Raw genomic sequence first — 24859 nt, forward strand, 5'->3', positions numbered from 1 at the left:
GCCTATTTATCAACATTTTTATGACGAATGCGCATATCCAGCTTTTCAAACTGAGAATTTTCGCTTTTAAATTCGGGTACAAGCTCTTTAAGTAGTTTGACAAACTTTAGATCGGTATCTGTCGTCGCTGATGTAATTATAGCTTTAATTTTTTCTTTAGTAGTTTCAAAATGAGTTACCGGAACTTTCGAAATCATGATTTTTGGATGGTGTGTAGGCTGAGTGGTTGAGCTATCATTTAACAACTCTTCATATAGCTTTTCTCCGGGGCGCAACCCAGAAATGTTAATTTTAATATCCACATCAGGTTCAAATCCAGACAAACGAATCATACGTTTTGCTAGTTCATAAATTTTAACTGGCTTCCCCATATCAAACACATAAATTTCACCACCATTACCCATAGTTCCCGCCTGGAGTACTAACTGACAAGCCTCTGGTATCGTCATAAAATAACGAATAATATCTTTGTGAGTTACCGTAACGGGGCCTCCTTCGGCGATTTGTTTTCTGAACAGCGGAATTACAGAGCCACTGCTTCCCAATACATTTCCAAAACGAGTCGTTATAAAACGCGTATAAACACCTTTCTCCTGCTGAAGCGCCTGAACGTACATTTCTGCAGCACGCTTTGAAGCTCCCATCACATTGGTTGGATTCACGGCTTTGTCTGTAGAAACCATCACAAACTTTTTTACCTCATGTTTGGTCGAAAGAATAGATAAATTTACTGTTCCTAGAATATTAACATAGATTGCTTCATGCGGATTCCGCTCAATAAGCGGCACATGCTTGTAAGCAGCAGCATGATATACGATGTCAAAATCATATTTTTCAAAAAGCAATTCCAGTCGATACATATTGCTTATATCGGCCAGTTCTGTTACAAAATGTAGCTTTGGAAACTCTTGTTGTAACGCTAACTCTAATTGATATAGGGATAGTTCAGATTGGTCTAAGATGACCAAAGTTTTAGGAGTAAAACCTGCCACTTGCCTAACAATTTCGCTTCCTATAGATCCTGCTCCTCCGGTTACCAGTATGGTTTTTCCTTCTAAATCTTTTTTAATGAGATCGGTATTGATTGAAATTGGATCACGGTCTAACAAATCTTCAATTTGAATAGGTTTAATCTTTCTTTCTAATTGTTTAGTCTGGGTCCAATCTATCAACGAAGGAACGCTTAACACTTCAATACCAGCATTGACTAAAGCTTCAGAAATTTTTTGCCGATTCGAATTTACTGAAGCATCATGGATCATAAGCACACTTTCTACGGAAAGTTTAGAGAGGGTTTCTGTATAATTTTCGCCCAAAGAAACAATAGGTTTCCCTAAAATCTTAAAGCGCCTAGAGGTTTGGTTTTCAGAAATAAATCCTACTAAAGTATACGACAATTTTGAATCCTGAAGCAATGCATTAGCCAAAGAAATAGCATCGTCATTGGTTCCTAAGATCGCAGTGCGTTTTTTTGAGGAGAGCGATGCATTTTTCCGAAGAAAATAATAACTTTCTTTCACGGCTACTCTAAATGAAAATAACAACGTAAACGACAGTAAACAATATAAAAATATAGAGGTTGTAAGTAGTATTTTTGTTCCTTCAATCGCTTCAAAAACTATGTTAAATAGCACGGCAATCGTCATGGTAAAAAACAATGCAAGTGCTAATTTTACGATATCGGTAAAAGAAGAATGCCGTATAATACCTGAATAGGTTTTAAAGACAAAAAATAACATGGCGGTTAGCATAACAACTAGAAATCCCTGCTCAGTAACTGTTAGTGTCTTATAAAAAACAATGGGCGTTTCCGCTAAAATAAAATAGGTAGCTATCCACGCAACATTTATCAGGAACAAGTCGATAAGTACCACAATCCATCGAGGCAAATACCTTTGATCCAAAATTTTGAGGCGATTATCGCCTTTATAAAGAAAACTTAATTTATTTTTTGAGGGCTTCACGATGCTGATTTATGAACTAAAGATACACATTGCCTATAGAAATGGTTGCAAAGCAGCTGCAATTCGTTTTTTATCCTCTTCGGAAAGGTTCGATCCTGAAGGCAAACACAATCCGGTAGTAAATAATCTTTCAGAAACACCCGTTTTGTAAAATGGAGCTTCTTTAAAAATAGGCTGAAGATGCATAGGTTTCCATAAAGGCCGCGATTCAATGTGTTGTTTCTCCAACGCTTCTCTGACTTCAGAAGGTGAATACCCTGTTACTGCTTGATCAATTAAAATACAGGACAACCAATGATTTGAAAAATACTTCTCAGATGGTTCCGTAAAGACTGAAACACCTTCGGTTTTAGAAAACAATTCCTTATAAAAAGCATTCATTTTCCTTTTCAAAGTAACGTGTTTGTCAAGTACCTCCATCTGCCCTCTACCTATTCCTGCACAGATATTACTCAATCTATAATTATATCCTATTTCGCTATGCTGATAATGAGGAGCGTCATCCCTTGCCTGCGTTGCAAGAAATACCGCTTTCTTTTTTAATGCCGCCGAAGCCGTTACCAAAGCTCCACCGCCAGAAGTTGTAATGATCTTGTTTCCATTAAAAGATAAGATTGAGATATCGCCAAATGTGCCACACTTTTGTTTTTTGTAGCTACTTCCCAACGCTTCAGCGCTATCTTCGATTACTGGAATAGAATACTTTGAGGCTATTTTTAAAATTTCAGAAGCATTGAATGGCATTCCGTAGAGATGAACAGCAATAATAGCTTTAGGTTTTTTCCCTTTTGCAATTCTATCTTTTATTGCTTGTTCTAAAGTTTCTGAACATATATTCCAGGTATTGGTTTCACTATCTACAAAAACTGGATTTGCTCCCAGATATACAATAGGATTCGCAGATGCTGCAAACGTCATACTCTGGCAGATCACTTCATCGCCTTTTGTAACACCAGTTACTAGTAACGCTAAATGCAAGGCTGCAGTACCAGAACTCAGCGCTGCCACTTCTTTATTTTCTCCCAAATACGATTGTAAGTCAGCTTCAAATCCGTCCACATTCTTTCCCAAAGGCGATATCCAGTTCGTATCGAACGCTTCTTTTACGAAGTGCTGTTCGGTTCCACCCATATGAGGAGATGACAGGTAAATTCTATCTTTCATTCGTTTGTGTATCTTTTAACAACTGCAGGGTTTCCGTAAACCACAGCATGATCGGGGACATCTTTGGTGACTATTGCTCCTGATCCAATGATAGCCCATTTTCCAATATTTATTTCAGGGTTAATTACGGCGCCAGCACCTACTAAAGTTCCCTCGCCTATTTTTACTCCTCCGGCAATCGCTGCATTAATAGCGATATGCACATAATTTTCTAAAGCAACATTGTGAGATATTGTCGCACTATTATTAATAATACAAAAATCACCTATAGACACTGCTGCATCCAATAATGCCAAAGGCAAAACAACAGTACCTTTTCCTATTGAAACCGACGGATATTGTACAACAGATTCGTGTATGAATGTTGGAAAATCTGCTTCTATACTTCTTGAAATTCGTTTCCTAATGGCATTATCCCCAATTGTAATACAGGCAGTTTCTGGAGCATGATCTTCATTTTTAGAAACAGGAATAGTAAGAATAGAACCTTCCCTTGGGTCATGGTCAATTACAAGCGTAGGAATGTACTCTCCCAGGCTACGAATCAATTCAATGACCGCATAACAATGCCCGCCAGCCCCATAAAGTGTGATATGTTTCATTCGGTTTTAGTTCCTTTAAATCGTGACATCGTCATGTTAGGATTTGTATTCACGTCACTGCGTAAAAATACTTTTTTTACCGTTTTAAGCAAGATGCTTAGGTCTAATAAAAAACTCTGATGTTCAACATAATACACATCGAGTTCAAATTTTTGTTCCCAGGATATTGCATTGCGACCATTTACTTGAGCATAACCGGTAATTCCAGGCTTAACACGATGTCTTCTTTTCTGAAAGCTTGTATATAAAGGCAGATATTCTGGTAGCAAAGGACGTGGTCCTACCATACTCATATTGCCTATAATCACATTGAGTAGCTGCGGAATTTCATCCAGTGAAGTCGCTCGTATAAATTTGCCAATAGCAGTACTTCTCTGATCATCTGGCAGGAGTTCACCCCAGCCGTCTCGAGCTTCGGTCATGGTTTTAAATTTAATAATGCTGAAGATCTTCCCGTGTTTACCTGGGCGTTTCTGAATAAAAAAGGGAGCTCCCTGAAAACGAAACGACAATAAAAAAGTAAGCAGTAAAAATATAGGAAGTAGCAGTATAAAACCCGCCAGCGCAGTTATAAAATCTAAAAAAGGTTTCAAAAAAAATCTATACACGTTCTAAAATTACAAAAGATTATGCTCTAAACGCTTGTATTCTTTCAGTAAAGCATTCCATACCTGTTGGCGCTCATATTTCTGGGTAACATTTTCGTAAGATTTTTCAGCAAATTGAAGTCTCAATTCTGGATTGTTATAAAGCACTTCCATAGCTTTTACTAATGCATCTGTATCTTTAGGAGGAACCATCACTCCGTTGACATTATGAGTTATAATATCGTTGTTGCCAATGATATCTGATACAATACACGGTACCTTCATGGAAGCAGCTTGTAACACTACATTGGGGAAACCTTCACGATAACTAGGAAAAACGAAAGCAGTACTTATTGCGAAATAGGGACGAACATCTTCAATATAGCCTGTAGTCCGTATGTTTGGATGTTGTGCTATCAAGTCGAGTGTTGCTTTAGGCAATGGATCGAGCGCAGCTTCCATTGGACCTACGAGTAGTAAAATAGAGTCGGAGTATTTTTTTTGAAAAGCTACAAACGCATCGACTACCTCCACGATACCTTTATCTTTTACCAATCTCCCTACAAATAGAAAAACAAAGTCTGAGGGAGAAATAGATACTTTCGTTCTTAAATTAAAGAGTGCTGTTTCAGAAAAATGAGCGGGTGAAAAATGCGATATATCAATTCCGTTGCTACTTCCGTTAGCTAGTATAGAAAGCTTCTTTTTTGAAGTAAATCTTTCCGAGAGAATAAAATCGTACAATCCCTGAGAATTCGGATATACGTTGGTTGCGAATCGATAGGTTCCTTTTTCAATTAGGTTTAAAACCATTCGTTTAAATCCTCGAGCTTCCATTAAAGGCAATCCAGCCACCGTATGCAATCGTATTGGAACTCCTGCTAGATAAGCAGCCATCATACCAACGATGCCAGCTTTTGGGGTATGTGTATGAACAATTAATGGCCTTTCTTTCCGAAGAAAATGAAATAGCTTAAATACTGCTCTTATATCTTTTAAAGGAGTTATTTTTCTGGTAAGAGTAAGTGAATAAGTGGCAACATGATTTTTTTTACCAAACTCCTCTAATCGTTTCTTATCTGAAGAAATCGCGCTAACATTATAAAACTGTTGCATATATTGTAACTGACCCTCAAGCAGTTTTTCAAGGGAAATAGGGACAGTCGTTATACGGATGAGTTTAGGTTTTGTCACAAGCTTTTATATAATTTAAGATGACTTTCTACCATATGCTCTATTGAGTATTGGGCAGCTCTTTGTTGACATTTTAGCGCAACATTAGCATACAACTCTTTGTTTTCAAGCAATTCTGAAATACGTAATGCAAGTTCTTTTTCATTTCCTACTGAAAATAAAATCCCGGCGTTTTTTACAATTTCGGTGAGGCCAGGCACCTCTGAAGCAATAAAAGGCTTCCCGGAAGCCATACCTTCTATACTGGAAAGTGAAAGTCCCTCGTATTGTGATGAAAGTATTACAATATCTGAAGCTTTTAATAATGCAGGAACATCACTTCGAAGGCCTAAAAAGTGAACTCTGTTTTCTAAGCCTAGTTTAGTTACCAACTTTTTTGATGTATGTATTTCCTTTCCATTTCCTACAAGGAGCAATGCAACTTCCTGAGGAAGATGCTGTAAACAACGAATGACCGTATTTTGGTCTTTAGGATAATAGAACCTTGACACTTGAATTAGAAATTTCTTATTTCCAACTTTTTTAGATAAAATTTCGGCACTTTCAGAAGCATTTATAAATTTAGAAATAGCAACACCATTGTTAATGGTTACCAAATTGTTCTTAACACCTCTTATATGTTGCTTCAAATTTTGCTTACTATTTTCAGAAATAGTGATAATAGTATCGTATTTACTATAAATCCACCGCTCAAATACTCTATAGAAAGAGTGTCTTCTTCTATTATGCGATGAATGTTCAGTAAAAATTGTTTTTGTTTTTATTCTGAAAAAAAAAATTGATAGCGCAACCCAGTACAGTGAAGGAAATAAATGCACATGGACAATATCATAGTTCTTAAGATACTTTCTAAGTCTAAAAATATGTAGTGGGTGATATACACTTGCTTTTGAAGAAAAATAAACAGTACATTTCGAGTTCTCTTTTAATGCCGAAAGAAATGGAGTCACGGTACCGTCAAGTAATAAAATATCCATTTCCACTCCAGCATCTCTATATCTTGGAATGGTTTCGAGAAGTAATTTTTCGGCTCCTCCCGTATGAAGACTATTTATGACTTGTAGAACTTTCAATGGTGGAGTTTTTACTTAGATTAAACTGATATAGTACCCAGATACCAAAAACAATGAAAAAAGGAATAAACATATTTTTTTGACGCAACATGATTCCTAAATTCCCCAAAATAAGTGAAAATGAAACTGTTCCTAAAAGAAAAAATATGAGCATCCCTTTAAGTAACGAACTTGCATTTTTGAAAGCCTGCCAGGGTTTTTTGAATAGAAGCTTTATAGAAAAAATAAGCAGTATTAAATTTTCAAAAGATGCTACCACAGCAAGAATTCCATTAACATCAAAAAAGAAAGGTCTGTATAAAAAGGTAACTACTTTCAATGGAAATGGATATCCGCTAATATCGATACCAGACCCAGATGTAACCTGATTTAATTTTGCTGCCTTAGTGGATGCATATTGTTCTATGGCATTGCTCTCCAGACTTTCTAATTGTACAAACGTAAGCACATAATCAAAGATGGCTATAAACCCTGCCACAAATACGACAAATATAAACCCCTTTTGGTAGGCTTTTAAATTACCGTCCAACATAAATCCTATCCCAAAAGCTATCAATAAAAATAATGTAATGTGGGGTCTAATGGCTAAGGACAGTAGGAGCGCCAGCAAAAGTAAAAACCATCGTTTTCTAATTTTCTGTAACCCATATACAAAAGAAATAATACAGGTAAAAAGGATACTATCCTTTCCAATCCCAGAAGACCAGAAATGTAAGTTTGGTAGAAATAATATCCATGGAACTATCGGAAGAGACAAAAATTTGACTTTAGAGAGCACTTCTTTTTCTACAAATATTGTTTTAAGGATTCGGTATAAATAGATAAATCCCAAATAGCCAAACAGGGCATATACCATATTACCTGTAAAAAATGACAGTTGCAATAAGTTGCTCGGGATGTAATTTAGCAAGTAAATGCTCCCAGTAGCAGAACCTCTTTTTATAAGTTTAAAAATCTCTTCAAGCATCCTATTTTTAGGTTCAGACCAATAGTATTGGGCATCTCCCCCAAATCTTGAAATATAAAAATGAAAAGCTATTGCAACGGCAAAATGAAAGAAAAATAAATAAGTGAGATTTTTCTTATCCCTTCTTGAAAAATCTAAATACCAATTTTTCAGATTAAACCCGATTAAAAAAACAATAATACATATACACGTATCTAATATCATTACATGGTTTCAGATTTAAAAATTTCTAGTACTTTCAGCTTTAATTTCTCATCTAATTCTATTGTTTCTGAAGCTTTTTTAGATGAAATTCGAAATAAATATTGCCTCGTTTTAGTCCCAATTATTTTTGAAAAATAATCTTTCAAACCTACTCTTTTCAGAAAGAAAAATACTTTCTGAAACCGCAAAGTACGTGAGATATTTTTAGTACTACCTTCAGTAACTCTAAATGTTGAAATCTCTAAAAAATCACTTAGAGTCTTTAACTCATTTTTGGAATTATTCAATAAATCTTCCAGTTGAATTACCAAAACATGTTCAAATTTTTCTATAAAAGATTTCACTTGGCGATCATAAAAACTCATTCCTAGATACGAATTCCAAGGAAGACTATTTGCTTCATATTGCTTTACCTCTTTCTCAATCAATGTCTCAAATTTCTCACTAGTCCTCCCTAACCCCAAATCCATTTTATAATGGGAATACGCTCGTTTAAAAGGGTCTCTCAAAAGTATGATAATTTTTGCAGATGGATTATAATTATAGATCGCTTCTGAAACTCCAGGTGCATGTAAATATGCGGTACTTGCGTCAACACAGTATTTCTCATTCTTAGCAAGAGAATACAATTTTTTATAATGTGCTTTCTTCTCAACCTTAGTGATATGCAAAGATTTAGGGAAATCTTTATCAAAATAGCTATCCAAATTAAAAAAACGGGAAGGCTCATAAAGACTTTTAGGTAATTTTTCAATAAAATAATGAGGCTCTTTAATGGGTGGAACATAAATATCTGGATGTTGAGAAAGCATCTCCACAAAACTAGTTGTTCCTGCCTTCATGGCACCTACGATAAATAAATTTACCTTTCCTTCTTCCATTTTAGTTGCAAGAGTTTAAGAAAAGGGTAGATTGAAAAAGGGAGTGTTCTAGATATACGAATAGCGCTCCTGTAATTCCCTTCACAAAAAAAGTTTAAAAAAGGGTTTAGAGTATCCCTTTCGACACTTGTATAATTTTTATAATTCTTAAGGTAGGTTAGTGCCGTAAATCGGTTGGCATACATTTTAAGATAATGTTTATTTGTTTCAGAAAGTTGATCATAGACCCCTTTGATAGTGTTCAAATACAGTAAAAAATCTGAAGCGTTGTAATGACTGTTTGACGCCGAATCTGCTTCAGTTTTACGATAAAATGAGAGTGGTTTGTTTATAAAAATCACTTCATTTTCAATACATAATCGAAGCCAGAGGTCATGGTCTTCGTGTTTTAATTGACCTTCTTTAAAATATCCGTTTTCATGAAAGAGATTTTTATGAATAACAACATTAGACGAATTAATAGGCGGCAAATACTTGCTAATAATCTGAAAATAATTTAGAGCCTCTGTGGCTCCGTTTTCAGGTAAAAATGTATGTGAATATCGTTCGGTTTCCTTGTTAAAAACGCGACTTCTTCCTGTGGCAAAAATAAATTGATTGGTAAAGTTGTTCATCGCTTTTTTTATGTCAGAAATAAATGTAGGCGCCCACCAATCGTCTGCATCCAAAAAGGCTATCCAATCGTATTTTGCATGTTCTATTCCTGTGTTTCTCGCCACAGAAACTCCAGAGTTCTCTATGGATATGATTCGTAATCTTTCATCTTTAATAGTAGAAACCACTTCTAATGAAGAATCTGTACTTCCATCATTGATCACCAGAATTTCGAAATGATCAAACGTCTGATTCAATACAGAATGTATCGTTTGAGCAACAAACAGTTCTTTGTTATATAGTGGGACAATGACAGAAATCAATATATAATTGGTTATTTAATTATAAACTACACAAATAATAGTAAATTCACCGTACAAAAATTGAACAAGTGAAGTATTATTTTCTGAGTACTGTGACTCGAATTCTGTTAGGCAAATTAAGAAAATACCACAAAGGAGAGCCACAATTATTAGTTTTTTCTCGCGATTTTATCGGAGAAGAAGTATTTGCTTATGGAGTGTATGAAAAGCATGATATAGCCACTATTATAAATTCTTTAGATTTTGATACAAGAAAACATGTGATACTTGATATTGGAGCAAATATTGGCAATCACACACTTCAATTTTCGAAACACTTTAAAAAGGTTTTTAGCTTTGAGCCAAATCCTTTGGTTTTTGAAGTTTTAAAACTTAATACTAGAAATTTATCGAATGTTATTTTACATCCTTTCGGGCTTTCAAACACTTCTCAAATATTAAATCTTCAAGTTCCAGAAGATAATATAGGAGGTGGAGGAATTACTACAAAAGAAGATGATAGCACTCAAAAAATAAAGGTTAAAAGGGGAGATGATGTTATTTTTGAAGATTTTTCAATAATGAAAATTGATATCGAAGGTCATGAACTTGAGGCAATCATAGGATTTGAGAATGCAATAAAAAAACAAAAACCTATTATTTGCTTTGAATTTATTAATAATTCAAATAAAGCACTTAAACTAATTGAAAAATTAAAAAATCTAGGGTATTCGAATTTTTATATGACCAATCAGCCAAAATTATTAGGTTTTTCAGTGAACTCTTTTACCTTTCAATTACTGGCACAATTATTTTCAAGGAAAACTAATGAACTAATACCTTTAAAAAAAATTGATAAAAAATTCTACAATCTTATAATTGCAGAAAATCCTTCTTCTGCAAATAGAATAAATAAAAAAAAGATTATCAATTCTTAAAAAACTGTTGTATCTAATTTTAACTTTCGTTTTGTAAATACGTACAATAAAGAGTTTTGAATTAACAGAACTACCGAAAAAACAACTGCAGCTCCAAGAACATTATAATAGTAAATTAGAGGGATACTTAAAAGGATACTCGTAATCATCATCAATATTTGATTTTTGGATAATACGGTCTGATTACCAGTCATATTCAGCACGGCTGCTAACGGACCAGAAAGAGCGTTAACAATATGACCTATGCATAATATTATTAATGGAATGTATGAAGCAATATATTCATTACCGAACAGCCAACTAACAATCGCCTCTCCTCCTATTATAAAAATAAGTGCTATTGGAATCGATAATATAAATATGAGACGCGCTGTTTTTTTAATGATACGCTGCAGCGTTTTTTTTTGCTGTAATTCGAAAGCAGAAGATATATATGGAGAAATAGCCTTGTTTAAAGCATCAACTGTAAACGAAACCAAAGATGCACCTCGCATAGCAACATCAAATATGGCAACGGCCTCAAGGCTTCCAAAAATGGCCAGTAAATAAGTGAGAGATCTGGTTTTCAAAATTTGTACTCCGCCAGTAATTGCAAAAGGAGTAGCCTCTTTTAACCAAAATTTAGTTTCGAATATTGCTATTTTAGATCTTAGGGTTTTTAAAATTTTAAATTCTAAGAAAAGATATCCAATAAAAAAAGCAACAACAGCTGCAATACAATGAAAAAACATTGCTTTTTGAGGAGTTATTTCTAGGTTGAAAAAATATACTATTACAAGTGCAAGTGTTAAAAATAAATTCCGAAGAAAAGTATCAGGCATTTGCCCTAACACAACATATTTTAAACCGCGTAATGTGGCTGCCCGTAATGCTCCAAAAACTAGAACAGGTAATAGTACCAAGGAATACCAAAAGGTAATAACAATTGTTTCTGAATAATTTTTCCACCATAAAAGATATAATATAAAAGCAATCAAGATTGCTATAAAACTTGTAACTAGAACAATTTGATTCGATCTAATTAATAAACCTTTCATAGCTTCGAAATTCTTTTCAGTATCGTATTTTGAAACATACCGTGTAAGAAGTTCAGGAAGGCCTAGAGATACTGGAATCGTAATTACTAATATGGTCGTAAATGCAAGAATGTATATTCCAAAATCCTCCACAGATAACATCTGTGCTAGTAAAATTCCGTTAATCAGTGCAAAAAATGCAGATAGAAACTTTATAAGAATACTTCCTATAGCAGCTCCTCTAATTTGTTTGCTGTTAAAGATTGAACTTAGGTTCAAAGAGTTCGAATTAAATTATCATCCCTGCTGCTACAGTCTCATGTGTTGCATCATCAATTAAAATAAAGCTTCCAGTAATTCGATTGTCACGATATTCATCGATCATTAATGGTCTCGTCGTACGTATTTTAATACGTGCAATGTCATTCATGAATAAATCTTTTTGATTTTCTTCTCTGTCGTAGGTATTAATATCAATTTTATATAAAACACTTTTTATCATCGCCTTTTGTTCGTTGGATGTATGAACAATCGTATACTTAACACGTGGTTTTGCGGTATCATTATGCAACCAACACAACATGGCGTCAAATTCCTGCAAGGCTTGAGGCTGGTTGTTTGTTTTTACAATCATATCGCCTCTGCTAATATCAATATCATCATTTAAAGAAATAGCAACAGACATGGGTGCAAAGGCTTCTTCCAAAGCACCTCTCATGGTATCAATACTTGCAATTGTTGACGTAAACCCCGAAGGCATCACGGTAATTTCATCACCAGGTCTAAATATTCCACTGGCTATTCGTCCAGCATACCCCCTGTAGTCTATATGTGCTTCACTTTGCGGGCGCAATACGGTTTGGATTGGAAAACGTGCATCAATTTTATTAAGATCGCTTCCTATATGAAGCTCTTCTAACGTATGCAATAGAGGAGCTCCTTTGTACCAGTCCATGTTAGTGCTTCGATTTACAACATTATCACCATCTAATGCGCTAATAGGCAAAAACCGTACATCTTTAACATATAACTTAGATGAAAACTCTTCAAATTGATGAACGATTTTAGTATATACTTCTTCGGAATAATCCACCAGATCCATTTTGTTTACACATACAATCACATGCGGAATTTGCAACAACGAAGCAATAAAAGCATGTCGCTTGGTTTGCTCAATCACTCCATTACGAGCATCGATCAAGATAAGCGCTGCATTGGCAGTCGAAGCACCCGTTACCATATTTCGAGTATATTGGATATGCCCCGGTGTATCAGCAATAATAAATTTACGCTTAGGGGTCGTAAAGTAACGATAGGCAACGTCAATGGTAATTCCCTGTTCTCGTTCATCACGTAACCCATCTGTAAACAAAGCAAGATCGACCCCGTCATGACCCTTACGCTGACTGGTGACTGAAACTGCTTCCAATTGATCTTCAAAAATAGCTTTACTATCGTACAAAAGCCTCCCTATCAAGGTACTCTTACCGTCATCGACACTTCCTGCTGTTGTAAAACGTAATAATTGATTCTTATCTATTTGCATTTTTTCTGAACTATTTTAAATCCTTATTTTTCTATTCAAGGCCACTGAAGAGTATTAACTATTCACTGTTCACTGTTCACTGTTCACTGTTTAAAAATACCCTTGGCGCTTTCTGTCTTCCATAGCAGTTTCACTTCGCTTATCATCACTTCGGTTTCCTCTTTCTGTTTGCTTCATAGCTGAAACTTCCGCAACTATTTTTTCCAATGTATCTGCTTCAGATTCCATACCACCAGTTATTGTAATATCTCCCAGTGTTCTGAAGCGAATTTTTTTAGAATGCACTTTTTCACCTTCCGTTAATCTTAAATGCTCTGAAACCGGAATCCACGAATTTTGTCTCCAAACCACATCCCGCTGATGAGCAAAGTACAATGATGGAATGCTAATGTTTTCCCTCTGAATATAATTCCAAACATCCATCTCTGTCCAGTTGCTTATTGGGAAAGCCCTAAAATGCTCGCCTTCAAAATGCTTTCCGTTTAATAAATTCCAAAGTTCGGGCCGCTGATTTTTAGGATCCCATTGCCCAAAATCATCCCGGTGACTAAAAAAGCGTTCCTTAGCACGAGCCTTTTCTTCATCACGTCTACCACCTCCTATGGCGCAATCAATATTGTTTTCTTCAATAGCATCCAATAAAGTGGTGATTTGTAGCGCATTACGAGTGGCATTCTTTCCTCGTTCTTCTGCAACTCTTCCTTGGTCTATAGATTCTTGAACCGAACCTACGATAAGTCGTGCGTCCAGTTTTTGTATCAAATCATCTCGAAATTGTATGGTTTCGGGAAAATTATGTCCTGTATCGACATGCATTAGAGGAAAGGGAATCTTTGAAGGATAAAATGCTTTCTGAGCTAGATGCGTTACTAATATTGAATCCTTTCCGCCAGAAAATAAGATGACAGGATTTTCAAACTGCGCCCAGACTTCTCGTAAAATATAGATAGCTTCCGACTCTAATTCATCTAAATAGTTTAAATAATATTTACTCATTTTCTAATTTCAATTTCGGTTCTATATAGTGCAAAATCTCTTGCACCGCTTCTTTTACTGAAAGTTTTGTAGTGTCGATAGTAATATGAGGGCTTACAGGAGCTTCATAAGGAGCATTAATTCCTGTAAAATCTTTAATTTCTCCTTTTCTGGCTTTTTTATACAATCCCTTAACATCTCTATTTTCACATTCTACTAAAGGAGTGTTCACAAATATCTCAATATAATTTTCACTTTCAACAGTGGTCTTTACTTTTTCTCTATCGGTTCGGTATGGAGATACAAAAGCAGCCAAAACAATTAGGCCTGCGTCCAACATCAACTTGGAAACTTCGGCAATACGACGGATATTTTCGGATCTATCTTCCGCAGAAAAGGTAAGATTATTATTTAAACCGTTCCGAATAGTATCTCCATCCAGAATATATGTGTGGTGTTTTTTTTCTGAAAGTGCTTCTTCCAAAGCATTCGCAATGGTAGATTTACCAGAACCTGAAAGTCCAGTAAACCATAATAACAGCGGGCGTTGATTTTTCAACATACTTCGCTGTTCTTTTGTCACTGAAAAATGATGTACGACAATATTTTTCATGTTTCTTCTGTTCTATTTTTTACACCAAAATCAATTCGATACCAGGCACGTTCATGCAGATAATATAAAACCATTTTGGTAATCAACTCTGCAAAACCAATTTTTAATCCAGTAAATGGGTTACCTGAAAGGATCCAAGAAATTAACATAGTATCAATGGTTCCAACAGTACGCCAAGTGAACGTTTTTGCCAAATGGCGTTTCCGGCTTTCCAAAATTACACCATTTTTTGAAAGATTTATTTTATACCATACTCTTTCATGAAAGAAATAAAGGAGCATTTTGGTGATTACTTCGACCAGCCCAATTTTTAAACCCAAAAACCCATCTCCTGTAATGAACCAAGATAACAGAATGGTATCTACAGTTCCAACAATTCGCCAGGTAATCGTTTTTGCAATATGCCGTTTATAAGATACCTGGGTCATTACGCTTTAACTAAAAAGTACGGATTAAGTAAGTTTTCTTTATTATACTCAAGCGGTTTATTTGTTTCATTATTGATTACTGCTACTCCAGCAGCTTGACAAATTGCCTGCCCTGCTGCAGTATCCCACTCCATGGTTGGAGCGTATCGAGGATAAAGATGAGCAGCACCTTCGGCTACAAGGCAGAACTTTAATGAACTTCCTTTTGAAACGATTTCAACATTTTTCTCTGCTTCGATCTTAGCAATAAAGTTTTTTGTATCCTCATTAAGATGTGACCTACTTCCTACTACTTTCACAACGGAAGATTTTTCAGTATCAGGAACTATTTCTTTAGCATTTGTAAGTATTGTATCAATAGAAGTTTCTTCTTCAGAAAGAAGTACGTATTTATAGGCACGTTTAGCGTCTTCAGCAGTAAAATATAAGGTCTTTGAAACTGGAACGTAGATGACGCCCAGTATTGGATTTCCACAAGATACAAGAGCTATATTGACCGTAAACTCACCATTTCTTTTTATAAATTCTTTCGTTCCATCCAGAGGATCCACAATCCAGCAAAGATCCCATCTACGACGTTCAGAGTAGTCTGTTTGCTTGTTTTCTTCTGAAATAATTGGAATATTCGTTTTCTTAAGAAATCTATTTATAACCTCATTAGCACTTTTATCTGCAATAGTTAGCGGTGAGTCATCTCCTTTATATTCAATCTCAAAATCTGTCGTGTAAATTTTTAGGATTGCTTTTCCAGCTTCTATGGCTGCCTGAATTGCAGTGTGCAGGTTATTTTTCATATAGGATTTGTTAGATTGCAAAGGTACATTTTTAGATGAATTGTGTTGTCTTCAAGTAATTTTAAATCTCAACCGAATCATACCGTTAAAAATTTGTCAAAAAGCAATTATAATTGCGCATTACATTTCCCTCTTGTACCTTTGGTATAACTAAAAGCAAAATGATGAATTATTTAAATCTAGATAAGAAAAAGGTAACTAATACTGCAAAAGAACTGAACGTACTTCTTGCAGACTATCATATTTACTATCAGAAGTTACGAAATTTCCACTGGAATATTGTAGGAAGGCATTTTTTTGATTTACATGTAAAATTTGAAGAAATGTATGATGATGCTAAACTAAAAATTGACGAAATTGCGGAGCGAATATTAACACTGCGATTTCAACCAGTTAGTAATTTTTCTGAATATTTAAAAAATTCAAATCTTTCTGAAAGTCCTTCAGAAATTAAAGATCTTGAAATGGTAAAATTACTTTTAAAAGATCATGGAAGTATTTTAAAACAAATGCGTACTGTTATTGAAAAAGCAGATGATGCAGGAGATGAAGGTACTATCGATCTTATGGGTGGATACATTGCAGATTTAGAAAAAACAAGCTGGATGCTCGATGCATGGACAATGAGCGCAACAGATACACACCCAGAAGCATAATAAATAAACATGAAAAAACTATCTATTCTTTTTTTAGCTACATTTTTTGCAAGCTGTACTACAGATTTTGGCAACATAGAAATTCTCTCTTCGCTACCAAATGACCTTGACGAAATAAGCGGTATTGAAATAACACCTAAATCACCTCTATTATGGATGATCGACGATCATGGTAACAAGCCAAATCTTTATGGGTATAATGTTTCAGATAAAAAAGTGGAAAAAGAAATTCCTGTTAGAGGACTTAAAAAAATAGATTGGGAAGATCTAGCAAGTGATGAAGAAGGAAACCTATATATAGGTGATTTTGGAAATAATAAAAGCAAAAGAAAAGATCTTGCTATCTATAAACTTTTAAACTGGCAAGATACCTTAAAAGTATATCGATCAATCTTTAAATTTGAAGACCAAACCGAATACCCCCCAAAAGATAATTCACAATCATTTGATGTAGAGGCATTTATTGCAACAAAAAACAGCTTCTATATTTTTACTAGAAACAGAACCGATGGTTTTGATGGAACAACAAGCGTTTACCGTATAATTAATGGACCTGGTCAAAATGATGCTGTTTTCCTCGGAAAATTAAAAACCTGTGATGACAAAAGTAATTGCCAGATAACTTCTGCAGCCATAGACCACGCAACAGGAAAAATTGCATTGTTAAGTCATGATAAGGTCTGGATTATTAGTGATTATCCAGAAGGAAACTTATTGGAAGGAGCTGTAAAGAAAATTCAGTTAGAACATTCTTCTCAAAAAGAAAGTATTGCTTTTGGGGATTCTAAAACTCTTTATATCGTGGATGAACGAAACGGAACCGAAGGTGGAAATCTCTACAAATTAACAATAGATTAACCCCCTTAAATACTAAAGTATTCCTAAACATATATAGAGTTTTCGGTAGCTTCTGTACTTTTAACACTCGTAAAAAAGTACACTAACGAAATTCATATATGATACAATCTACCTTCAAAAACCCCTTTAAATTTTTTGCATTGTCACTTACCACTTTGTTGGTAAGTGCTTGTGCATCCTACCAACCTCAGTCAAACATTTCTCAAGCTTCTTTAAAAGGTGAACAACCTATTCATACTTTTTATATTGCTGGCGGACAAGGAAACGGAGTTGTAAATTCTAATCTACAATCGTTACTTGAGTCGTATCTTGAAAATGCTCCAAAAGAAAGTACATTGCTTTATACTGGCGACTATACGGTTGCCAATGAAGACAATAAAGATACAAAAGAAACAAGGTTGGCAGCCCAACTTTCAGCAACAAAAAACTTTAAAGGAAAAACATATTTTGTACCCGGAGATAACGAATGGAGTAGTTTTGACGCTGGTAAGATAGAATGGGTAGAAGATTACATTAAAGACAACGATATTAAAAGAACTGAGGTGGAACCCAACAATGTTTGTCCCCTTGAATACAGAGAAGTCGCAGACGATCTGGATATGATTCTTGTAGACTCTCAATGGTATATCGCCAATTGGGATCGCGTTGAACAAATCAACCAAAAGTGTACAGATATTGTTACGCGAAGGCGTTTTGCTGAAGAATTAGAAGGAATGATTAAAGATTCCAGAAATAAGAACCTCGTCATTGTGATGCACCATCCTATTTATACAAATGGAACGTATGCAAAAAGTATAGGAGGTTTCTCTCCAAAACAAGCCAATTTTGAACGATATAATAAATTAAGAGTTCTAGTAAGCTCCTTGGTAGCAGAACTTGATAGAGTCACTATCATATCGGGACATGAAGAAAGTTTACAGTATCTAAAAGGGGGTAATGTGCGTCAAATCATTAGCGGTTCTATGGGAGGAGCTAAAGTTACAAACCGTAGCAAAGACGACATTACAGCTATGGGAGGTATCTTAAGATATGAAGGTCAATTTACCTACGGAAAAGAAGGATTTGCCATTTTAAAATATTATAAAGATGGAAGTTCTACGGTAGATTTTATTACTTCGGAAGCTGAAAAAAATAGCTTTGATGTCACAGAACAATTTCCTGAAGAAGAAAAAGAATTTACCACACCAAACTTTGAAAGTTCAACAAAAACGTTAGCTATTACCACCAATGAAGATAAATTAAATAAGTCTGGATTTTATAAGTTTTTCTGGGGAAAAAGATACCGCTCTTATTTTGGAAAGCCAGTAACAGCAGAAGTTGGTATCCTTGAAAATATGTACAACGGATTAGTAGTTCAGAAAAAAGGTGGTGGACATCAATCGTATTCAGCTAGACTGAATGATAGCGATGATAGAGAATATGCCATGCGTGGACTCGAAAAAAACGCACTCAAATTTTTACGCTTTAAGATCAAAGGAATTGCTTACAACGAAGAAGAATATAAGGGAACTTTTGCCGAAGAAGCTGTATATGACTTTTTTAGCACCACTCATCCTTATATGCAATTGGTTATAAATCCGTTGGCAGAATCTGTAAACATTAACCATGCGAATACACAATTGTACTATGTCCCTAAGCAACCAGGATTTGAAATTCTTGGAGAGGCTTATGGAGACCAGTTATACTATATAGAAGAACGTCCTAATGATGCTCAGGCAGATTATGAAGGCTATAACAGAGCCAATCCAGAAATGGCAGGAGAAATTACAGAATTTGAAAGCTCTACAGATGTTTTTGAAAAGTTAATAGAAGATGAAAAATTTTCGGTAGATCAAAGAGCGTTTATCCGTGCTCGTATTTTTGATATGCTCATTGGCGATTGGGATCGTCATGAAGACCAATGGAGATGGGCTCAGTATAAGATATCTGATGATGATGTTCGATTTATTCCCGTTCCTCGAGATAGAGATGCTGCTTTCTCAAAATTTGACGGAATTGCCATTCCGCTTATCAAACTTATTTTACCAGATGTTCGATTCTGGCAATCCTACGGCCCGGAAATTAAAAATATAAAGTGGTTCAACGGCGAAGCCAATAATATTGACAGATCTCTCCTTAACAAATATGATGCTTCAGTATGGGAGGAAGAAGCTAAAGCTATTCAGTTAGGGATGACAGACGCAGTTATTGATCAGGCATTTACAAGATTACCTAAAGAAGTTCAAGACGAGACTAGTGATCAAATAAAAAACCATCTAAAGGAACGTCTCAAAAATATAGTTAGCATCGCTCGCCGTTACGGCGAACGAATGGATGAAACTGTCGCAATCCACGGAACGATTAAAGACGATAACATTATCATAACCCGAATGGAGAACGGAATGACCAAAGTTGTTTTGGAACGCAAACTGAAGGATAAAGCAAATAAAGTATTTTTTGAACGTACCTTCCAAGCAGACCAAACTGATGAAATCTGGATCTACGGACTAGATGATAATGACAATTTTACAGTAGAGGGTGACAATAGTAACAACGAAATTAAGATTCGATTGATTGGTGGGTATGGTGATGATGATTTTACTATCACCAATGCAAAAAATCTAAAAGTATATGATTGGAAATATGAAGACACCGACTTTGATGCAAAAAAACCTGCCACTCAGTTTACAAACCAATACGAAACTAATACGTGGCACTGGAGATACTTTCAAGAAAACAGCAATATTTTAATTCCTAATATTGGCTTCAGAACAGACGACGGACTTTATATAGGAGCAGACGATACGTACACCAATAACGGATTTAACGGCAACCCTTTCAGGTTTCAATACAAACTTTCAGCAAAATACTTTTTTAATTTTCAAGCAGTTGAAGTTGCCTATAGTGGAACATTTGCTAATATCTTTCCAGGTCTTAACCTTGAAATTAATGGATATGGTACTACAAATGGGTATGCAAAAAATTTCTTCGGATACGGAAACGAAACGTTTTATGATGACGATGCAACCGAAAGAGACTTTAACCGCGCTAGAACACAACAACTTTCTGGAAATGCTGGGATTGCAGGTAAATTTTTAAAAGTAAGAGGAACTTTTGAAAGCTTTAAAGTAGCATTGGATACCAACCGCTTTTTTACTCCAGCAAATGTAAATGCTCAAACTTTTGAAAGACAAAATTATGTAGGGGGTGAAGCGGTCGCTGAATATAAGAACCAGGATGCTGCAGATTTCCCCACCAAAGCGTTATACTTGGGAGCAACTGTAGGATATAAAAGCAACTTAGACTTAGAAAACAATAGCTTTGGGTATGCATCTGCTCGAATTGGTGTGCAACAAAAATTAATCTCCTCAGGGAATTTAGTGCTTGCAACCACTGCAGAAGGGAAAATCAATACTGGAGAACCTGGTGAAGATTTCTTTTTCTATCATGCCCCCACCTTAGGAGGGAACAATGGGTTAAGAGGTTTTAGAGATGAACGATTTACAGGTAAATCCTATTTCTATCAGTCAACCGATTTAAAACTAAGACTCGCCCGCATCGTGACCGGTGTAGTTCCTATTACTTTTGGAACTTATGGAGGCTTTGACTACGGAAGGGTTTGGGTAGATAATGATACATCAAACCAATGGCATACCTCTTACGGAGGAGGAATTTGGTTTAGCGGATTGAACTCATTTGCTTTAAATGCTGGATTCTTCCTTTCTGAAGAAGACGAAATTATTCAAGTTGGTTTTGGGTTCGGGTTTTAATGCCTAAAAAATCATATACCGTATTAAAAAAACTTTCAGATGTATTTCTGAAAGTTTTTTCTTTTATAAGCTAATTCCAGTTCTAAATGAAATTCGTGTGCCTTCGTCACTTCTAAATGCACTAAAACCTGCATGTATTGCTTGTGTCCATTGCAACATAAAACCGCCACCGTAAGAACTGTGCCAGTCTTTTGATGAGTTTCCTTCGGTCCAGACACGTCCTAGATCCACACCAACAAAAGCACTTAAATCAATTGGAAAAAAAGCGGTTTTTATTTTTGAAAAATTATAAGCGAGATCACCTGAAGCACTAAAACTTTGATCACCAGAAAACCGCTGATTGCGATAGCCTCGTAATCCATTATCGCCACCAAGACTTGCCAATTGATAAAACTGAGGCCTATCCCCTATATTAATCTGAGTTTGAGCGGCAGTTTTAAGAACTAATTTTCTGCTAGTGAGTAACGCATTGTAAAAATTAACTTTACTATTGATAACCCCTGTCAAATTTGAATCTCCTAAATCATCAATTGCACTCCCCTTTACCTCAAAGAGCATTCCTTTGGTAGGAAATACTTCATCGTCAAAATTTTTATATTGGTACCAGGCACTAGGAACACCAAAATAGAAGCGGTTTCCTATTCCTTCAAAATTTGAATTTGCAATAAAATTAGTTCCGTTAGAAACTACTTCAGTAGACTGCAACTCATATTTTATTTGAAAAAAACTTCCGTAGTCAGATTGACGCTCGAGTCCTAGGCCACCGTCATACATTGCAAGATTGACTCGATTAAAGTCAAAATTAATCTCATCTTGATCATAAGAAGTATCGTTTCCGAAGCCAAAATAATTTTCGGTATAATTCTTCGAAGTAAATCTACCTTCAAAAATTAAATTATAATCTTTAATGACAGCCGCATAGCCTTTTTTAAGACGTACATCAATTCCCTGTGTTAAGAAATGATATTGTGCATTGATTGCAGTAAGCCTTCCGTAGGGATTTTCAATAAAATCATTTACTGTTTTTTTATATCCCGCTTCTAGAATTATTCCTTGATCTGGGTTAAAGCCAACATCAAAGTTAATTTTACCTCCTTTTTTAGGTGCTTTTTTATAATCGTATAAATTCGCTTCATAGAAATCTGTAAATCTAAAATAAGCTCCTCCTTTTTCTTCAACAATACTCTCACTAAAATTACGGTCATAGACTTTTATTTTCTTTCCTTCAGAAATCTTATAGGTATCCTCATCTTGACCCCCAATAATACGTATAATCATTGCGTCTTTTGCGTCACCATTCACCTCAAAGGTATCGGTATCATCTAAACCATATAACCATACCTCGTTGGTTTCTTTACTATGGAATGTTCTGTCAAAAAGAAGATCGCCCTTTTCCCCATCTTTAATTCTGAAAGCTTTGATGTTTGTTGAGCCATCTGGAATACGTGTGATTTCAAAATAATCATCTTTATCGGTTCCGGTGAGCATTTGAAATCTGATAAAAATTTCCCAATACCGTTCCACAATGTGTACGAGATTTGCTTTTCGTTGTAGGAAGTTATTTTTAATTTCTTGGGTGGTAGCCCCCTGAACTTCTATAGGAAGACGACTAAATGCCTCGTTTACTAATTTTTCATCGATAGCCAGCTGAATGAACTGAGCTTCCTCAATCCAGTCCTCTTTTCCAGTTCGTTTCAGTAATGCCCTGTCTAGCTTAGACCCAGCCTTATTAAACCACTCTACATCTATGATATCTTCGCCATACACTCCAAATTGATTGACACTTCCCATTAGACTTCGCATGACATTTAAAAAAGATCCATCAAAATTTGCAAATACTTGATCGCGATCTCTTGGAATAGGAACAAAAACCTTTTTATCACCGTCTTCAAATACTGCCCAGCGCCACTGATCTTGGTGTCTGTCCCAGTCGCCTAAAAGCATATCAAAAATCCTTGCTCTTATGTAAGCATTTTCGTCTAAGGTATATTCTTCATCTTGGCGTAATGTTGCTAAAAGATCGTCTGTACTTTCAATATCGTCTGGATAACCAAAACTCTTCCTTCCTGTATATTCTTCGGAAGGTTTTTCGACGATCATAAATAATTGATCTCCATATTCATCATTATACTTTCCTAACGCTTTTTGCTTTGGCACATAATACAATTCTGGAGTTGTATGATACACTTCTGCTGCTTTTGCAAGTGTAGGAACAGCGAAGGCCCCATACGGGTGCGCAGCCGTATAAAAATCTTGAATGATATCCTCGGGCACCGTATTTCCCAAGTATTTCTCACCATTGATTCCTTTAAAAACAGTTGTTTCCAAAAATTGAACAGCACTCTTCTTTAAAGCTCTCATATTGTACTCTTTCCCATCTTTGGTTTCGAGCCGGAGTGATTTGGTTTGATGCCCTCCTCCGGGTCTTATAACGGTAAGTCCGCCATACAAAGTGTCGAGCAAGGCGGTTCTGGCAGTAACTTTTGTTCCGTATACTTCTCGGTAGTGATTTCCCCAAAACGATTTAAAAAACTGCGATTTTTCTACTTTTTCAATTTCATATACTGAAGCATCATAGGTTTCAGGATATCGTAAGGGGAGTCCTTCAAATGAAGGGATGGGAGTTGGCGGGTAGATTTCTTTTTCAAATAGCAATTGAGTGTTTTCATTTTGGGCACTATAAAAACGAACCCATACTGCCCCGTCTTTTGCTACATCAACTGCTGCAAATCCGTTTCCGCCGTAAGAAAATAAACCATTATCACTAATTGAAGCTGGCTTGGTATCTGAACCTGCACCAGATATAACTTGCTTTATGAGATCATGTTCTATGTACTGAAGATTTTCTTCATGGCCCGATATCACTACAATTCGTTTGTCTTTTTGATTAAGTATGTTAGTAACCTTATACGCCATTTCGTCGTACACCTTATTATATCTATCCTGAACAGATACCGCTCCTTGAGACCGTACTTCGGCAATCACTGAAGCTACGACCGGTACAGGAATATTTCCTCGTAAAGGAAAAAGATGATCTCTTAGTGCAAATCTTCCGCCGTGAAATCCATTGGTATAAAGAGGATGGTGCATTGCAAAAAGAATAGTTCTATTGGCACTTTTCTTAATTTCATTTTCAAGCTCGTACAAGAGTTTTTCTCGGGATTTGATATCACATTTATCATTCATTTTTGGATTGCGATCCCAATCTTCAAGATACCACTGACTGTCAAAAATTATAAGTTGAATATCGTCTCCTATTTCAATACTTTCCAACGGACACCCATTGTTTGGTGTCAATGGATCTTCCTTTTCTAAATTATCTTTTAAGTGATCTTCAATTGTTTCAAGTCCTTCAACCGAGTTATATTCCCAATCATAGTTTCCGGGTACGAAAAAAGGGTCAATACTAAGATTTTTTACGGTTTTGATTTGTCTGTCCAGATCTGCTTTTACACCAGATTTATCTTTTTCATTAGTGTTGTCACCTATAAAGATAAGATGGTTAGCTTCGGAAGGAAACTTCGATACAACGTTCTCTAATCCTGAAAGGATAGTAGTACTTTTACTTTTTGAAGCATTTCCAATAATATAAAAGCGCTCCATTTCTGAATCGGTTTTCGAGCTAATCGTATTAGCTGCGTCATTTTTAAGTTGTACTCGAGTGGTAGCACAAGACGCTAGGAGTAATGTACAGCATATTATATAAAATAATTGTTTTGTATTCATTTAAGGGGTTAGGTTAGGTTGTTATATT

General features: G+C 35.5%; 20 protein-coding genes. 4 read left to right on the forward strand and 16 right to left on the reverse strand.

From position 1 onward, the window contains the following. Window positions 1-2: 2 nt before the first annotated feature. The 9 genes from ACFQO1_RS06860 to ACFQO1_RS06900 form a co-directional block, all read right to left on the reverse strand. Window positions 3-1904 (reverse strand): polysaccharide biosynthesis protein, encoded by a 1902-nt coding sequence (locus tag ACFQO1_RS06860; protein ID WP_380217248.1) that lies wholly within the window; start codon window positions 1902-1904, stop codon window positions 3-5. Between the two features lie 93 nt (window positions 1905-1997). Continuing rightward, window positions 1998-3128 carry a DegT/DnrJ/EryC1/StrS family aminotransferase gene (locus ACFQO1_RS06865; protein ID WP_380217249.1) on the reverse strand — a complete coding sequence of 377 codons (1131 nt, stop codon included), beginning with the start codon at window positions 3126-3128 and terminating at the stop codon, window positions 1998-2000. Then, entirely contained in the window at window positions 3125-3730 is a 606-nt protein-coding gene (locus ACFQO1_RS06870) for a NeuD/PglB/VioB family sugar acetyltransferase (protein WP_380217250.1), read from the reverse strand. The genes ACFQO1_RS06865 and ACFQO1_RS06870 overlap by 4 nt, the downstream gene beginning before the upstream one ends. Then, window positions 3727-4338 carry a sugar transferase gene (locus ACFQO1_RS06875; protein ID WP_380217251.1) on the reverse strand — a complete coding sequence of 204 codons (612 nt, stop codon included), beginning with the start codon at window positions 4336-4338 and terminating at the stop codon, window positions 3727-3729. Before ACFQO1_RS06875 ends, ACFQO1_RS06870 begins: the two co-directional genes overlap by 4 nt. A gap of 9 nt (window positions 4339-4347) precedes the next feature. Further along, window positions 4348-5511 carry a glycosyltransferase family 4 protein gene (locus ACFQO1_RS06880; protein WP_380217252.1) on the reverse strand — a complete coding sequence of 388 codons (1164 nt, stop codon included), beginning with the start codon at window positions 5509-5511 and terminating at the stop codon, window positions 4348-4350. After that, window positions 5508-6584 carry a glycosyltransferase gene (locus ACFQO1_RS06885; RefSeq protein WP_380217253.1) on the reverse strand — a complete coding sequence of 359 codons (1077 nt, stop codon included), beginning with the start codon at window positions 6582-6584 and terminating at the stop codon, window positions 5508-5510. Before ACFQO1_RS06885 ends, ACFQO1_RS06880 begins: the two co-directional genes overlap by 4 nt. After that, complete coding sequence (locus ACFQO1_RS06890; protein WP_380217254.1) at window positions 6559-7551, reverse strand: hypothetical protein; 993 nt, start codon at window positions 7549-7551, stop codon at window positions 6559-6561. Before ACFQO1_RS06890 ends, ACFQO1_RS06885 begins: the two co-directional genes overlap by 26 nt. 203 nt (window positions 7552-7754) lie before the next feature. Further along, window positions 7755-8636 (reverse strand): sulfotransferase family protein, encoded by an 882-nt coding sequence (locus tag ACFQO1_RS06895; protein WP_380217255.1) that lies wholly within the window; start codon window positions 8634-8636, stop codon window positions 7755-7757. Further along, window positions 8618-9553, reverse strand: a complete 936-nt coding sequence (locus ACFQO1_RS06900; protein ID WP_380217256.1) for a glycosyltransferase family 2 protein — start codon at window positions 9551-9553, stop codon at window positions 8618-8620. Before ACFQO1_RS06900 ends, ACFQO1_RS06895 begins: the two co-directional genes overlap by 19 nt. A gap of 68 nt (window positions 9554-9621) precedes the next feature. Here ACFQO1_RS06900 and ACFQO1_RS06905 point away from each other — a divergent pair, with 68 nt between their 5' ends. Then, complete coding sequence (locus tag ACFQO1_RS06905; RefSeq protein WP_380217257.1) at window positions 9622-10470, forward strand: FkbM family methyltransferase; 849 nt, start codon at window positions 9622-9624, stop codon at window positions 10468-10470. Here the strand turns inward: ACFQO1_RS06905 and ACFQO1_RS06910 are convergent. From ACFQO1_RS06910 to cysQ, 6 genes are all read right to left on the reverse strand, one after another. Beyond that, window positions 10467-11765: an oligosaccharide flippase family protein gene (locus ACFQO1_RS06910; protein ID WP_380217258.1), complete on the reverse strand. Its 1299-nt coding sequence runs from the start codon at window positions 11763-11765 to the stop codon at window positions 10467-10469. The genes ACFQO1_RS06905 and ACFQO1_RS06910 overlap by 4 nt on opposite strands. A 10-nt stretch (window positions 11766-11775) precedes the next feature. Continuing rightward, complete coding sequence (locus tag ACFQO1_RS06915) at window positions 11776-13032, reverse strand: sulfate adenylyltransferase subunit 1 (RefSeq protein WP_380217259.1); 1257 nt, start codon at window positions 13030-13032, stop codon at window positions 11776-11778. Window positions 13033-13122: 90 nt separating this feature from the next. After that, on the reverse strand, window positions 13123-14028 hold the full coding sequence (cysD, locus tag ACFQO1_RS06920) for a sulfate adenylyltransferase subunit CysD (protein WP_380217260.1): 906 nt from the start codon (window positions 14026-14028) through the stop codon (window positions 13123-13125). Beyond that, window positions 14021-14620 carry an adenylyl-sulfate kinase gene (gene cysC, locus ACFQO1_RS06925; RefSeq protein WP_380217261.1) on the reverse strand — a complete coding sequence of 200 codons (600 nt, stop codon included), beginning with the start codon at window positions 14618-14620 and terminating at the stop codon, window positions 14021-14023. Before cysC ends, cysD begins: the two co-directional genes overlap by 8 nt. Continuing rightward, window positions 14617-15048, reverse strand: a complete 432-nt coding sequence (locus tag ACFQO1_RS06930; protein WP_380217262.1) for a DUF2061 domain-containing protein — start codon at window positions 15046-15048, stop codon at window positions 14617-14619. The genes cysC and ACFQO1_RS06930 overlap by 4 nt, the downstream gene beginning before the upstream one ends. After that, window positions 15048-15842 carry a 3'(2'),5'-bisphosphate nucleotidase CysQ gene (cysQ, locus tag ACFQO1_RS06935; protein WP_380217263.1) on the reverse strand — a complete coding sequence of 265 codons (795 nt, stop codon included), beginning with the start codon at window positions 15840-15842 and terminating at the stop codon, window positions 15048-15050. The genes ACFQO1_RS06930 and cysQ overlap by 1 nt, the downstream gene beginning before the upstream one ends. A 164-nt stretch (window positions 15843-16006) precedes the next feature. On the opposite strand from cysQ, the gene ACFQO1_RS06940 reads away from it, so the two are divergent. From ACFQO1_RS06940 to ACFQO1_RS06950, 3 genes are all read left to right on the forward strand, one after another. Next, entirely contained in the window at window positions 16007-16498 is a 492-nt protein-coding gene (locus tag ACFQO1_RS06940) for a Dps family protein (protein ID WP_380217584.1), read from the forward strand. A gap of 9 nt (window positions 16499-16507) precedes the next feature. Beyond that, window positions 16508-17356: a hypothetical protein gene (locus tag ACFQO1_RS06945; protein WP_380217264.1), complete on the forward strand. Its 849-nt coding sequence runs from the start codon at window positions 16508-16510 to the stop codon at window positions 17354-17356. A gap of 98 nt (window positions 17357-17454) precedes the next feature. After that, entirely contained in the window at window positions 17455-21105 is a 3651-nt protein-coding gene (locus ACFQO1_RS06950; protein ID WP_380217265.1) for a hypothetical protein, read from the forward strand. Between the two features lie 63 nt (window positions 21106-21168). Here the strand turns inward: ACFQO1_RS06950 and ACFQO1_RS06955 are convergent, their stop codons facing one another. Then, window positions 21169-24831 carry a ShlB/FhaC/HecB family hemolysin secretion/activation protein gene (locus ACFQO1_RS06955; protein ID WP_380217266.1) on the reverse strand — a complete coding sequence of 1221 codons (3663 nt, stop codon included), beginning with the start codon at window positions 24829-24831 and terminating at the stop codon, window positions 21169-21171. Between the last annotated feature and the right edge of the window lie 28 nt (window positions 24832-24859).

Origin of the sequence: Jejudonia soesokkakensis (assembly GCF_042664795.1) — a bacterium.
Classification (GTDB): Bacteria; Bacteroidota; Bacteroidia; order Flavobacteriales; family Flavobacteriaceae; genus Jejudonia; species Jejudonia soesokkakensis.

What these genes read in the sequence shown, in the direction of transcription:
- ACFQO1_RS06865 (WP_380217249.1), bottom strand. Translation starts at nt 3,128, where the DNA reads ATGAAAGATAGAATTTACCTGTCATCTCCTCATATGGGTGGAACCGAA.
- ACFQO1_RS06870 (WP_380217250.1), bottom strand. Translation starts at nt 3,730, where the DNA reads ATGAAACATATCACACTTTATGGGGCTGGCGGGCATTGTTATGCGGTC.
- ACFQO1_RS06890 (WP_380217254.1), bottom strand. Translation starts at nt 7,551, where the DNA reads ATGCTTGAAGAGATTTTTAAACTTATAAAAAGAGGTTCTGCTACTGGG.
- ACFQO1_RS06895 (WP_380217255.1), bottom strand. Translation starts at nt 8,636, where the DNA reads ATGGAAGAAGGAAAGGTAAATTTATTTATCGTAGGTGCCATGAAGGCA.
- ACFQO1_RS06915 (WP_380217259.1), bottom strand. Translation starts at nt 13,032, where the DNA reads ATGCAAATAGATAAGAATCAATTATTACGTTTTACAACAGCAGGAAGT.
- cysD (WP_380217260.1), bottom strand. Translation starts at nt 14,028, where the DNA reads ATGAGTAAATATTATTTAAACTATTTAGATGAATTAGAGTCGGAAGCT.
- cysC (WP_380217261.1), bottom strand. Translation starts at nt 14,620, where the DNA reads ATGAAAAATATTGTCGTACATCATTTTTCAGTGACAAAAGAACAGCGA.
- ACFQO1_RS06930 (WP_380217262.1), bottom strand. Translation starts at nt 15,048, where the DNA reads ATGACCCAGGTATCTTATAAACGGCATATTGCAAAAACGATTACCTGG.
- cysQ (WP_380217263.1), bottom strand. Translation starts at nt 15,842, where the DNA reads ATGAAAAATAACCTGCACACTGCAATTCAGGCAGCCATAGAAGCTGGA.
- ACFQO1_RS06940 (WP_380217584.1), top strand. Translation starts at nt 16,007, where the DNA reads ATGAATTATTTAAATCTAGATAAGAAAAAGGTAACTAATACTGCAAAA.
- ACFQO1_RS06945 (WP_380217264.1), top strand. Translation starts at nt 16,508, where the DNA reads ATGAAAAAACTATCTATTCTTTTTTTAGCTACATTTTTTGCAAGCTGT.
- ACFQO1_RS06950 (WP_380217265.1), top strand. Translation starts at nt 17,455, where the DNA reads ATGATACAATCTACCTTCAAAAACCCCTTTAAATTTTTTGCATTGTCA.
- ACFQO1_RS06955 (WP_380217266.1), bottom strand. Translation starts at nt 24,831, where the DNA reads ATGAATACAAAACAATTATTTTATATAATATGCTGTACATTACTCCTA.